Source organism: Vibrio sp. JZG10 (assembly GCF_054064075.1).
On sequence record NZ_JBSUGE010000015.1, the window covers coordinates 120,726 to 133,632 of the forward strand.

General features: G+C 46.2%; 14 protein-coding genes. 11 read left to right on the forward strand and 3 right to left on the reverse strand.

From position 1 onward, the window contains the following. The 9 genes from ACWYVB_RS17105 (at position 1) to pgpA (ending at position 7,737) form a co-directional block, all read left to right on the forward strand. Entirely contained in the window at positions 1-1,251 is a 1,251-nt protein-coding gene (locus ACWYVB_RS17105; protein WP_457529527.1) for a glutamate-5-semialdehyde dehydrogenase, read from the forward strand. Between the two features lie 206 nt (positions 1,252-1,457). Then, positions 1,458-1,907 (forward strand): transcriptional regulator NrdR, encoded by a 450-nt coding sequence (gene nrdR, locus ACWYVB_RS17110; protein WP_005381578.1) that lies wholly within the window; start codon positions 1,458-1,460, stop codon positions 1,905-1,907. Positions 1,908-1,914: 7 nt separating this feature from the next. Further along, positions 1,915-3,042: a bifunctional diaminohydroxyphosphoribosylaminopyrimidine deaminase/5-amino-6-(5-phosphoribosylamino)uracil reductase RibD gene (gene ribD, locus ACWYVB_RS17115; RefSeq protein ID WP_256949095.1), complete on the forward strand. Its 1,128-nt coding sequence runs from the start codon at positions 1,915-1,917 to the stop codon at positions 3,040-3,042. 8 nt (positions 3,043-3,050) lie between these two features. Next, positions 3,051-3,704, forward strand: a complete 654-nt coding sequence (locus ACWYVB_RS17120; protein WP_005391403.1) for a riboflavin synthase — start codon at positions 3,051-3,053, stop codon at positions 3,702-3,704. 174 nt (positions 3,705-3,878) lie between these two features. Then, positions 3,879-4,988, forward strand: a complete 1,110-nt coding sequence (gene ribBA, locus ACWYVB_RS17125) for a bifunctional 3,4-dihydroxy-2-butanone-4-phosphate synthase/GTP cyclohydrolase II (protein WP_005381573.1) — start codon at positions 3,879-3,881, stop codon at positions 4,986-4,988. A 169-nt stretch (positions 4,989-5,157) separates the two neighbouring features. Then, positions 5,158-5,628: a 6,7-dimethyl-8-ribityllumazine synthase gene (gene ribH / locus ACWYVB_RS17130; RefSeq protein WP_005381572.1), complete on the forward strand. Its 471-nt coding sequence runs from the start codon at positions 5,158-5,160 to the stop codon at positions 5,626-5,628. After that, positions 5,628-6,095: a transcription antitermination factor NusB gene (gene nusB / locus ACWYVB_RS17135; protein ID WP_005381571.1), complete on the forward strand. Its 468-nt coding sequence runs from the start codon at positions 5,628-5,630 to the stop codon at positions 6,093-6,095. The genes ribH and nusB overlap by 1 nt, the downstream gene beginning before the upstream one ends. A 78-nt stretch (positions 6,096-6,173) precedes the next feature. Then, positions 6,174-7,139 (forward strand): thiamine-phosphate kinase, encoded by a 966-nt coding sequence (gene thiL, locus ACWYVB_RS17140; protein ID WP_253658727.1) that lies wholly within the window; start codon positions 6,174-6,176, stop codon positions 7,137-7,139. 91 nt (positions 7,140-7,230) lie between these two features. Further along, positions 7,231-7,737, forward strand: a complete 507-nt coding sequence (gene pgpA / locus ACWYVB_RS17145; RefSeq protein ID WP_046874310.1) for a phosphatidylglycerophosphatase A — start codon at positions 7,231-7,233, stop codon at positions 7,735-7,737. A 46-nt stretch (positions 7,738-7,783) separates the two neighbouring features. On the opposite strand, the gene dxs is transcribed toward pgpA, so the two are convergent. The 3 genes from dxs to xseB are packed head-to-tail and all read right to left on the reverse strand — an operon-like array spanning position 7,784 to position 10,818. Further along, complete coding sequence (gene dxs / locus ACWYVB_RS17150) at positions 7,784-9,649, reverse strand: 1-deoxy-D-xylulose-5-phosphate synthase (RefSeq protein WP_047010153.1); 1,866 nt, start codon at positions 9,647-9,649, stop codon at positions 7,784-7,786. A gap of 20 nt (positions 9,650-9,669) precedes the next feature. After that, entirely contained in the window at positions 9,670-10,554 is an 885-nt protein-coding gene (gene ispA / locus ACWYVB_RS17155; RefSeq protein ID WP_005391389.1) for a (2E,6E)-farnesyl diphosphate synthase, read from the reverse strand. 21 nt (positions 10,555-10,575) lie between these two features. Further along, positions 10,576-10,818, reverse strand: coding sequence for an exodeoxyribonuclease VII small subunit (xseB, locus tag ACWYVB_RS17160; protein ID WP_005381566.1), 243 nt, complete (start codon positions 10,816-10,818; stop codon positions 10,576-10,578). 263 nt (positions 10,819-11,081) lie between these two features. Here xseB and pomA point away from each other — a divergent pair, with 263 nt between their 5' ends. Then, positions 11,082-11,843, forward strand: a complete 762-nt coding sequence (pomA, locus tag ACWYVB_RS17165; protein ID WP_005381564.1) for a flagellar motor protein PomA — start codon at positions 11,082-11,084, stop codon at positions 11,841-11,843. 14 nt (positions 11,844-11,857) lie between these two features. Then, positions 11,858-12,805 (forward strand): flagellar motor protein MotB, encoded by a 948-nt coding sequence (locus ACWYVB_RS17170; RefSeq protein WP_006741833.1) that lies wholly within the window; start codon positions 11,858-11,860, stop codon positions 12,803-12,805. Positions 12,806-12,907 lie beyond the last annotated feature (102 nt).

Consider the following 12,907-nt stretch of genomic DNA (forward strand, 5'->3'; position numbering starts at 1 on the left):
GTGGATTTAACGAATATGGGTAAAGCTGCTAAAGATGCAGCTTTCGAATTAGCGACAGCGTCAACTGCGCAAAAGAACCAAGCTTTAGCGATCATCGCTGATGAGCTAGAAGCAAACTCCGCTGCTATTTTGGCGGCAAACGCTAAAGACATCGAACTTGGCCGTGAAGCGGGTTTAACCGATGCGCTGCTCGATCGCCTTTTGCTGAATGAAGAACGATTGACTGCAATTGCGAATGATGTTCGCAACGTCATTAGCTTGAACGATCCTGTGGGCAGCGAAATCGACAGTAAGGTACTGGAAAATGGGATGTCATTGTCTCGCCGCCGCGTACCACTGGGTGTTGTGGGCGTAATTTATGAAGCGCGTCCTAACGTGACTATTGATATTGCGGCGCTGTGCTTGAAAACCGGCAACGCAAGCATTTTGCGTGGTGGCAAAGAGACATTTTTCTCGAATATGGAATTGGTAAAGGTTATTCAGTCTGCGCTAGCAAAGGCGAACCTTCCTGCCGCTTCGGTTCAGTACATTGAAAAGCCAGATCGTGAGCTAGTCTCTCAACTGCTTAAACTGGACGATTACGTCGACATGATCATTCCACGCGGTGGTGCTGGCCTACACAAAATGTGTAAAGAAAACAGCACGATTCCGGTGATTATTGGCGGCTTTGGTATTAGCCATATCTTTGTCGACGAATCCGCTGATCTAGAGAAATCCCTGAATGTGGTTGAGAACTCTAAAGTTCAACGTCCATCTGCGTGTAACTCACTAGATACGCTGCTCGTGCATGAAAAAATTGCAGCACAATTCCTACCAATGATCGTAGAGCGCATGAACGATAAAGTGACGTTCGTGGCAGAGCCAAAAGCAAAAGAACTTATGGAGCAAGCGAAACAAGTTCGCGATGCTGTTGAAGGTGACTTTGATACGGAATGGTTGAGCTACACCTTTGGTGTAAAAGTTGTGTCTGATGTGAAAGATGCAATTGATCATATGCGTGTTCATAACGCGAGCCACTCAGATGCGATCATGACCAATAGTTTGGAAAACTCAGAACTGTTCATCAATTCTGTCGGTTCGGCGGCGGTTTATGTGAATGCTTCAACGCGCTTTACAGACGGTGCGCAATTTGGCCTTGGCGCAGAAGTCGCAGTATCCACGCAAAAGCTACATGCCCGTGGTCCAATGGGCTTAGAAGAGCTAACTAGCTACAAGTGGGTTGGTAAAGCGAACTACTTAGCACGCAGTTAACACATTCAACGAGATCTTGAGTGAAAAAGGGGCCTTTGGGCCCCTTTTTGTTTTGTCTAACATACCAATTCCGCTACACTACATGAGCTTTTATTTCGGTTTGAAAGCGTTATACCCAAATAGCTTTAATAGAGTCCGTATAACCATGAACGTGTGGTTATTCGTGATTGCTCATGAGGTTATTTTGGTATAGATATGGAGGTGATATGCATTGTCCTTTTTGTTCCGAGAACGATACCAAAGTTATTGATTCCCGATTAGTGGCTGATGGCCATCAAGTTCGACGTCGCCGTCAGTGCTTGGCGTGTAGCGAGCGTTTTACTACGTTTGAAAGCGCAGAGTTAGTGATGCCTAAAGTGATCAAATCGAATGGCAACCGTGAACCATTTGATGAAGATAAAATGGTTGGCGGTATTCAGCGCGCATTAGAGAAACGCCCAGTGAGTGCCGATTCTATAGAGTTAGCGATCAGCATGATCAAATCACAACTGCGTGCGACGGGTGAACGAGAGGTTCCGAGTGAAATGATTGGTAATTTAGTTATGGACCAACTCAAAGAGCTCGACAAGGTCGCTTATATCCGTTTCGCCTCAGTTTACCGCAGCTTTGAAGACATTCGCGAGTTTGGCGAAGAGATTGCCCGCCTAGAAGACTGAGTAGCTCATGACTCAACACACTCCTGAAAGAGCGTTTTCTGATTTAGATTTCGCCATGATGTCACGAGCTATTAAGTTAGCGAGACGTGGCATTTATACCACCGCCCCAAATCCAAATGTGGGGTGCGTCATCGTTCGTGATGAAGAAATTGTTGGCGAGGGCTATCACCAGCGCGCTGGTGAGCCGCATGCCGAAGTGCACGCGATGCGCATGGCGGGTGAAAAAGCAGTTGGTGCAACCGCTTATGTGACGCTCGAACCTTGCTCTCATTACGGCCGTACACCGCCATGTGCTGAAGGGCTAATCAAAGCCAAAGTGGCACGTGTGGTTTGCGCAATGGTAGACCCAAACCCTAAAGTTGCGGGGCGGGGCATCCAGATGTTGCGTGATGCCGGAGTTGAAGTACAAATTGGCTTGTTAGAGCAAGATGCCCTTGCCCTTAACCCTGGTTTTATAAAGTACATGCGTACAGGCATGCCGTTTGTTCAATTAAAAATGGCAGCCAGCTTGGATGGGCAAAGCGCGCTCAGTAATGGGCAGAGCCAATGGATCACCTCCCCAGCGGCCCGCCAAGATGTGCAGCGTTATCGAGCAATGAGTGGTGGCATTCTTTCTACTAGCAAAACGGTGATTGATGATAATGCGTCACTCAATGTGCGTTGGGATGACTTACCTACCAGTGTTCAAGCGCAGTATTTACGAGAAGAAGTTCGTCAACCAGTACGTGTAATCTTAGACCGTCAGAACCATTTAACGGATGCGCTCAAGCTGTTCCACACCGATGGAGAGCGAGTTATTGTTAGCCCAGATGGAGAATGTATCCCTCTATTGGACAGCGCTGACCAAATTGACTTATCAACAACATTAAAACGTATCTCGGATGAGCACCACATCAATCACTTATGGGTTGAAGCTGGAGCCACGCTAGCGAGTGCGATGATAAAGGCTAATCTTGTAGATGAGCTCATTGTTTACCTTGCGCCAAAACTCATGGGCAGCGATGGTCGGGGGCTTATCGGTGCTTTAGGATTAAGCGCTATGGCTGACGTCATTGATTTAAACATTACAGACGTTCGTATGGTCGGGGTAGACATTCGCATCACCGCCACCATCAAACGTAATGAACTTAGATAAGAAATAGTATGTTTACAGGAATAGTAGAAGCAGTTGGCAAGTTAGCTGCGATTACGCCGAAGGGCGAAGATATCACCGTTACGGTTGAAACGGGGACGCTTGATATGTCAGACGTTAAGTTAGGCGATAGCATCGCGACCAATGGTGTTTGCTTAACGGTAGTTGACTTCGGAAGCCACTATTACAGTGCTGATCTGTCATTAGAAACCTTGAAGAAAACTGGGTTTGCTGAATACCAAGTAGGCGAGAAGGTGAATCTAGAAAAAGCCATGTTACCAACAACGCGATTGGGGGGACATATCGTTTCTGGCCATGTCGATGGGGTTGGTGAAATTGTCGAACGCAATTTAGTTGGCCGTGCGATAGAGTTTTGGGTTGCAATGCCAGCGGAAATTAGCAAGTACGTTGCAGAGAAAGGCTCGATTACTGTTGATGGTATTAGCCTAACCGTCAACGACTTACGTAAAAATGCTTTTAAGCTGACGATCGTTCCTCATACGAGTGAAGAAACTACGATTGACCAGTTTCAAGTGGGGCGCAAAGTAAACTTAGAAGTTGATGTACTTGCGCGTTATATGGAGCGTTTACTGCAAGGGCAACAAGAAGATAAGGCCGAGTCTCGTATCACGATGGACTTTTTACAGCAAAACGGTTTTGCATAAGTCTTGGGAGTGGCTGCGTGAGGCATGCGATAAAGAGCAGACTCACAGAACACCGCGAGATTCATTGACTTGCTTGGTGCAAAGCTCAAACTATTGACCTCACCAGCATTCACTGCAACATGATTTTTTCATTGCTGCCGCAATAACAAATTTAGAATAACGGGAAAACAGACTATGCCAATCAGTACGCCACAAGAAATTATTGATGATATTCGCGCAGGCAAAATGGTCATCCTAATGGATGATGAAGACCGCGAGAATGAAGGTGACTTGATCATGGCTGCCGAGCATATTACGCCGGAAGCCATCAACTTTATGGCAACCTATGGCCGTGGCCTGATTTGTTTAACCATGACCAAAGATCGTTGCGAAAGCCTAGGTCTGCCACCAATGGTGCAAGACAATAATGCGCAATACACAACCAACTTTACTGTTTCGATTGAGGCGGCAGAAGGGGTAACGACGGGTATTTCAGCCGCGGATCGCGCACGTACGGTTCAAGCGGCAGTCGCGCCAAACGCCAAAGCTGCGGATTTGGTGCAGCCTGGTCATATCTTCCCGCTCGCGGCCCAAGATGGCGGCGTACTGACTCGCGCTGGTCACACTGAAGCTGGCTGTGATTTGGCTCGCCTTGCTGGTTTAGAGCCTGCATCGGTGATTGTTGAGATCTTAAATGACGACGGCACCATGGCTCGTCGCCCTGATCTAGAGATCTTCGCAGAGAAGCACGGTATTAAATTGGGCACTATTGCCGACCTAATTGAGTACCGCAATAACACTGAGACAACGATTGAACGTGTGGCAGAGTGCAAGTTACCGACAGAGTTTGGCGAGTTCACGTTAGTCACGTACAAGGACACCATTGATAACCAAGTGCACTACGCAATGTGCAAGGGCGATTTGAAAGAAAAAGCGCCACTGGTTCGCGTACATCTTCAAGACGTTTTTACCGACTTACTACGTAGCGATCGTAATGCAGAGCGCAGCTGGACACTAGATAAGGCAATGAAACGCATTGGTGAAGAAGGCGGTGTGCTGGTTGTTCTTGGCCATGAAGAATCGACCGATCTACTTATTCATCGCGTGAAGATGTTTGAAGCGCAAGACAAAGGTGAAGCACCAACGCTTGCTAAAAAACAAGGTACGTCTCGCCGTGTTGGTGTGGGGTCACAGATTCTTGCGGATCTCGGTGTACATGATATGCGCCTTCTGTCATCGACCAACAAAAAGTACCACGCATTAGGTGGCTTTGGTCTGAACGTGGTTGAGTACGTCTGCGAGTAACAACCGAACAATAAGTTCCTAGTCTTTTACGCACTCAATTCGTCAATGGCTAGGAACCGGTGATTTGCCTCCAATTTCCATTAGATATTGCTCACAAATTTGTGCTAGAATCCGGCGATTCTCACTTGATGAACATATTTCACTTATAAATAGAGTTAAAGGAAAGCTTATGAAAGTGATCGAGGGTGGCTTCCCAGCGCCAAATGCAAAAATTGCTATCGTTATTTCTCGTTTCAACAGTTTTATTAACGAAAGCCTACTTTCTGGTGCGATCGATACACTAAAGCGTCACGGACAAGTAAGCGAAGACAACATCACGGTTGTGCGTTGTCCAGGTGCCGTAGAACTACCTCTAGTAGCTCAGCGTGTTGCTAAAACTGGCAAATTCGACGCTATTGTTTCTCTAGGGTCTGTTATTCGCGGTGGAACGCCTCACTTTGACTATGTTTGTAGTGAAATGAACAAAGGTCTAGCACAAGTGTCTATGGAATTCAGCATTCCAGTAGCATTTGGTGTTTTGACTGTTGATACGATCGATCAAGCGATTGAACGCGCAGGAACCAAGGCTGGTAATAAAGGTGCAGAGGCTGCACTAAGCGCACTTGAAATGATTAATGTACTATCTGAAATTGATTCCTAATGGGGGCCAGTGTGAAACCAGCCGCACGTCGTAACGCACGTCAATTCGCTCTACAGGCGATCTACTCATGGCAAATTACTAAAGAGAATGTTGCCAAGATTGAAGAACAGTTTTTGTCTGGAGACAAATACGATGAAGAAGAACTTCATGCATCTGAGCCAGCGCTTGCTGCTCCAGAAACAGACGTAGCTTACTTCCGTGAACTACTAAGCGGTGTTGTACTTAGCCACGCTGAGCTAGATAGCAAAATTCGTCCATACATCTCTCGTCCTATGCAGGATTTAGATATGATGGAACTTGCTCTTCTTCGCCTTGCTATGTACGAGATGACTCGTCGCGAAGATGTTCCTTACAAAGTTGTTATCAATGAAGCGATTGAACTTGCAAAAGTCTTCGCAGCAGAAGATAGCCACAAGTTTGTGAACGGTGTACTTGATAAAGCAGCACCTCACATTCGTAAGAAATAAAGATTTCTTCAATGAAAAGGTCAGCACATGCTGACCTTTTTTGTATCAAAAGCTTTTACATCAAAAAGTAAGTGAATTATGTCTGGTGAATTTAATCTGATAGACAAATACTTCGTCGATCGTCAGAGCCAACGTAAAGATGTCCACCTAGCGGCTGGTGATGATTGCGCACTCGTCAAAGCGCCGGCTAATGTTCAGATTGCGATTAGTACGGATACATTGGTGGCGGGAACGCATTTCTTAGCCGATGCGAACCCCGCATGGGTAGCGCACAAAGCATTGGCTTCTAACATCAGTGATTTAGCAGCGATGGGAGCAACGCCAGCGTGGGTGAGCTTTGCATTAACGATGCCCGAGCCAGATGAAGAATGGCTTGCACCTTTCTGTGATGCATTTTTCGAATTGGCTGATTACTATGGTATTCAGTTAATTGGCGGTGATACCACAAAAGGGCCATTGTGTCTGACTCTGACGGTGCAAGGTTTTGTGCCTGAAGGTAAAGCTCTCACACGTTCCGGAGCAAAGTCAGGGGACTGGGTGTACGTAACGGGGAACCTTGGCGATGCAAAAGCTGGCTTGGATGTGATTCTAGATGGCTCTCTACGCAGCAGAGCTGGCGCGGAAGCACTAGAGCGAGCTCATTACCTTAGTTCGCCTCGTGTGCTCGCTGGTCAGGCTCTTGTTGGCTTAGCCTCGTCGGCGATAGATATTTCAGATGGTTTAATCTCTGATATTAAGCACATTTTACAGCGATCTCAGGTTGGGGTGAGTATTGATGTCTCTCAGCTACCGATCTCTTCAGAATTAGTCCAGTTTTTAGATGATAAGATCAGCGCGCAGCAGTATGCTTTAGCAAGTGGCGAAGAATACGAGTTGTGTTTTACCGTGCCGGAGCAAAATCGAGGCTCGTTACAAAGCGCTTTATCTCATACTGGCTGTAAGGTCACATGTATTGGTCAAATCCGACCAAATGGAACCTTCGAGCTGCATGATAACAATCAACCACTTGATTGGGACTTAAGTGGCTTCGACCACTTTAAATGATCTGAGCTAAGCTCTAGCCAAGAGCCTGTTACTATTGAGCAGCTCACAGGCATGACGATTGAAACCAAACTAGCAGTATAGGTTTAAGGATATGACCAACCCTCTTTCTCTGATTTCATTAAAGAACCCGTGGCATCTATTGGCGACGGGTTTTGGCAGTGGATTATCCCCGTTTATTCCAGGAACAATGGGGACACTGGCGGCCGTGCCCTTCTTTTTGTTGTTGGCGCAATTGCCATTTACGGCGTATGTCATTGTTGTTCTGATTTCGTGTGTGATCGGCATTCAAATCTGCCAAGTGACGTCTGCAGACATGAAAGTACATGATCATGGTTCAATCGTATGGGATGAATTTGCGGGTTTTTGGATTACGATGGGTATCGTCCCTGCGTTAAATATTCCGTTGACCGAGTGGAAGTGGTTGCTCACTGGCTTCATCTTGTTCCGTTTTTTCGACATGGTAAAACCGTGGCCAATTGGGTGGCTAGATAAGCGAGTTCACGGTGGGCTGGGTATTATGGTTGATGATATCGTGGCGGGAATTATGGCTGGTGTTGCCCTGTTTCTAGTCGCAAAATACGCTGGCTGGATGAATTAAACGTTGGACGTAAAAAAGGGATGCCATGAGCATCCCTTTTTACATGCTATTTTGCTAAATAATCCAAGATGGATTTTTCAATCCCTTTTGCATCGAGACCAAGCTCTTCATGCAGTTCATCTTGTGTTCCTTGATGAATAAACTCATCGGGTAAGCCTAGGTTTAAGACTGGCTTAATGATTTTATCTTTCATCATAAACTCAACGACACCTGCACCTGCACCACCGGCGATAACATTTTCTTCTAACGTCACGAGCACGTCATGATCTGCGGCTAGTTGACGAATTAATGCTTCATCGAGCGGCTTCACAAAGCGCATATCAGCAACAGTGGCGTTAAGGTATTCTGCCGCTTCTAGCGCGTTACCCAAGAAAGTACCAAAGTTCAGAATAGCAACTTTTTCACCTTGGCGAACCATGCGTCCTTTACCGATTTCTAAAGCCGTAAACTCAGTTTCGATTTCTACGCCCATCCCGCTACCGCGAGGGTATCGAACCGCACTAGGGCCAGTATGTTTATGGCCAGTGTAAAGCATTTGTCGACATTCGTTTTCGTCACTTGGCGCCATGATCACCATGTTCGGAATACAGCGCATAAAGCTTAGATCGAATGCGCCTTGGTGAGTTTGGCCGTCTGCACCAACGAGACCTGCACGGTCGATAGCGAACATTACTGGTAAATCCATGATCGCGATATCGTGGATCAGTTGGTCATAACCACGTTGCAAGAAAGTCGAATAGATAGCTACGATTGGATGATCGCCAGCAATTGCCATACCTGTTGCAAGTGTCACAGCGTGTTGCTCAGCAATCGCCACGTCAAAGTATTGGTCTGGATATTCTTTTGAGAAACGTACCATACCAGAGCCTTCGCGCATTGCTGGCGTAATTGCCATTAGCTTAGGATCTTGGGCCGCCATATCACATAAAAAGTCACCAAAGATCTTTGAGTAAGTTGGCTTACCGCCACTGCTTTTCGGTAGACAGTTATGCGTTGGATCGAATTTAGGAACACCGTGGTAGCCGATAGGATCTTTCTCGGCAGGCTCATAACCTTTGCCTTTCTTGGTCATGATGTGCAGGAACTGAGGACCTTTGAGCTCACGCATGTTTTTTAGCGTTTTGACGAGTTCATTGACGTCGTGCCCATCAATCGGACCAATGTAATTAAAGCCGAACTCTTCGAACAGAGTACCAGGCACTACCATGCCCTTGAGGTGCTCTTCCGTACGGCGAACCAACTCTTTAATAGGTGGAACACCAGACAGCACTTTCTTACCGCCTTCACGGATAGAAGTGTACAAGCTGCCAGAAAGTACCTTAGCAAGGTGGTTATTCAGCGCGCCTACGTTTTCTGAAATCGACATTTCGTTGTCGTTCAAAATCACCAACATATCAGGATGAACGTCGCCAGCGTGGTTCATGGCTTCGAATGCCATGCCTGCTGTAATTGCGCCATCACCAATTACACTGACGATTTTACGACCTTTGCCTTCTTTTTGTGCGCTGATGGCCATGCCAAGACCTGCACTAATCGATGTCGAAGAGTGACCGACAGATAAGGTGTCATATTCACTTTCTTCACGCCAAGGGAAAGGGTGTAGACCATCCTTTTGGCGAATTGTTGGCATTTTATCGCGACGTCCGGTGAGGATTTTATGCGGGTAAGCCTGATGACCAACATCCCAGATCAATTTGTCGATAGGGGTGTTGTAAACATAATGCAGAGCGACAGTTAGCTCCACGGTGCCTAAGCCAGACGCTAAGTGTCCGCTAGATTGGCTCACTGAATTTAGCAGATACGTTCGCAGTTCATCACACAGATTTGGTAATGTTTCTTTCGGAAGGAGACGTAATTCTTCCGGTGTATTTGCTAACGCCAGTGTTGGGTACTTTGAAATATCAAGAGTCATATAAATGCGCGCTTATAGTGTTAATTTTTGCGCTCGATGACATATCGGGCGAACTCTTCGAGTAACTGAGTATTGTATGGGATAGCTTCCAATGCTTGAAGTGCTTCCTGTAACAGAGTGTGAGCTTTCTCTATGGCTCCCTCTAAACCCAGCAGGGAAGGATAAGTGCTCTTATTCAGACCTTGGTCGGAACCTTGAGGCTTACCCAGTGTTTCTGTGTCACTGATGATATCAAGAATATCGTCTTGAACCTGAAACGCCAAACCAATTGCTTTTGAGTAGCGCTCCAAGTGAGGTAGAACCTCGATACCTTTCTCACCAGCAGCTAATGCACCTAATTTTACCGCACAATCTATCAGAGCTCCGGTTTTTTTACGGTGTATCTCTTCCATTTCTTCAAGAGAAACTTGGCGATTTTCTGCGCCTAAATCTAAAGCTTGTCCAACACACATGCCGTTGGCGCCAGAAGAATGCGCCAACGCTTTGATCATGTTGATGCGTTGAGTTTCTGCCGCCGGGTTTAATTGACCATCGGCAATAATGGTGAAGGCGAGAGTTTGTAGTGCATCACCTGTCAGTATTGCGGTTGCTTCATCAAACTTAATATGACAAGTTGGTTGACCTCGACGCAGTTCATCATCGTCCATGGCTGGCAGATCATCATGAATGAGTGAGTAGGCATGTATACATTCGATAGCAGCGGCAGGAGTGTCTAAGTCTTCTGGTTTACAGCCGAGCATTTGACCTGTGATGTAAACAAGAAAAGGGCGAACGCGTTTTCCACCTAGCAAAAGGCCGTATTTCATTGCTTGAATCAATGGCTGCTCTTGATATGGAAGCTGATCGAGCCACAAGTTCAATTGCTGATTGTTTCTTTGTTGAAAAGACGTCAATGTCTGTTGCATCACATTGCTCACTACTGATGGTTATTCTGAATCTGGTTTGAAGTCACTCAATGGTGCTTCATCATCTTCGCTGAGAAGAATACTTACGCGCTGTTCGGCGTCGCTAAGTTTAGTTTGGCCAGCACGAGCTAAGGCAATGCCTCGTTCAAACTTACGTAGAGCATCATCTAGGGCAAGATCGCCATTTTCTAATTGATCAACCAAGCTATCAAGCTCTTCAATGGTTGCTTCGAAGGTCATGTTTTCTGGTTTCTTGACCGCCATCTTTTTTCTGCCTTAATCAAGCCTTGGAGAAGATGCACGAAAGTTACCTTAGCCTAGTAACTTGGTCAAATTTAACCTTATATAATTGTCACAAAATTAGCGTTAAACGAGCCTAAGCGCTGAAACCCCATATTTTGGTTAAGGTTGTTAAGTCTAATTTGTGATCCATTAGCTAAGATTTTTCTAAAAATTCTGCGCGAGTTGTCGATACAGGTAATAATCCGCCCAATGGCAGTATTTGAGTATAGCGTGAGGAGTGCTTTGTGGATTTAGCAACCCTATTAGGTTTGATTGGTGGTTTTGCATTCGTCATTATGGCGATGGTGCTTGGTGGCAGCATCGGCATGTTTGTCGATGTCACGTCGATCCTTATTGTCGTTGGTGGCTCAATATTCGTCGTATTGATGAAGTTCACAATGGGACAGTTTTTTGGTGCGACAAAGATTGCTGGCAAAGCCTTCATGTTTAAAGCGGATGAACCCGAAGACCTGATCGCAAAAATTGTGGAAATGGCCGATGCGGCGCGTAAAGGTGGTTTTCTTGCTCTTGAAGAGATGGAAATAAACAACACATTCATGCAGAAAGGCATTGATCTACTGGTTGATGGCCATGATGCCGACGTTGTGAGAGCGGCACTCAAAAAAGACATCGCGCTTACAGATGAACGACATACGCAAGGTACTGGCGTATTTCGCGCCTTTGGTGACGTTGCTCCTGCGATGGGAATGATTGGTACCTTGGTTGGTCTTGTTGCGATGCTTTCAAACATGGATGATCCAAAAGCGATTGGACCAGCAATGGCGGTTGCACTCTTAACCACATTGTATGGCGCGATCCTGTCCAATATGGTGTTTTTCCCTATTGCGGATAAGCTTTCTCTGCGACGTGACCAAGAAACGCTAAACCGCCGTTTGATCATGGATGGTGTATTAGCGATTCAAGATGGTCAAAACCCGCGAGTGATTGATAGTTACTTGAAGAACTACCTCAACGAAGGTAAACGTGCCCTTGAGATTGACGAGTAACTTGGAGAGTAGTGATGGATGATGAAGATAACAAATGCGATTGTCCGCCACCCGGTCTCCCGTTATGGATGGGGACATTCGCGGATTTAATGTCGCTACTGATGTGTTTCTTTGTTCTTCTGCTCTCGTTTTCTGAAATGGACGTACTGAAGTTCAAACAGATTGCGGGATCAATGAAATTTGCCTTTGGTGTACAAAATCAACTTGAAGTGAAAGACATTCCCAAAGGTACTAGCATCATTGCTCAAGAGTTTCGACCGGGCCGACCAGAACCAACGCCGATTGATGTCATCATGCAGCAAACCATGGACATCACTCAGCAGACGCTCGAATTTCATGAAGGGGAGTCTGACCGTGCTGGTGGCACAAAGCGTGATGAAGGCAAGTTAACGGGGGGCCAATCGCCAGAAACGTCAACGCAAAACAATCAATCTGCAGAAGCGGACATGCAACAGCAGCAATCTGAAGAGATGTCGCAAGAGATGGAAACCTTGATGGAAAGCATCAAGAAAGCCTTAGAGCGAGAGATTGAACAAGGTGCCATTGAAGTTGAAAATCTTGGCCAACAGATTGTTATACGTATGCGTGAAAAAGGTGCATTCCCTGAAGGCTCGGCCTTCTTACAGCCTAAATTCCGTCCTTTAGTTCGACAAATTGCAGAGTTAGTAAAAGACGTGCCAGGCATTGTGCGAGTATCTGGTCATACGGACAACCGACCGTTAGACTCAGAGCTTTATCGTTCTAACTGGGATCTCTCCTCTCAGCGCGCCGTATCGGTTGCACAAGAGATGGAGAAGGTGAGAGGCTTCTCTCATCAACGTTTGAGAGTGCGAGGCATGGCAGATACTGAACCATTGTTGCCGAATGATTCTGATGAAAATCGCGCGCTTAACCGACGGGTTGAAATCAGCATCATGCAAGGCGAGCCACTATACAGTGAAGAAGTGCCTGTAATTCAATAACTAGACTTTAGTTTCAAGTCAGTAGAGAGATAAGAAAGCGAGCAGATTGCTCGCTTTTTTTGTTTTTCCAATCCGCTTGGGTGTATAATCTTGCGCCTTAAA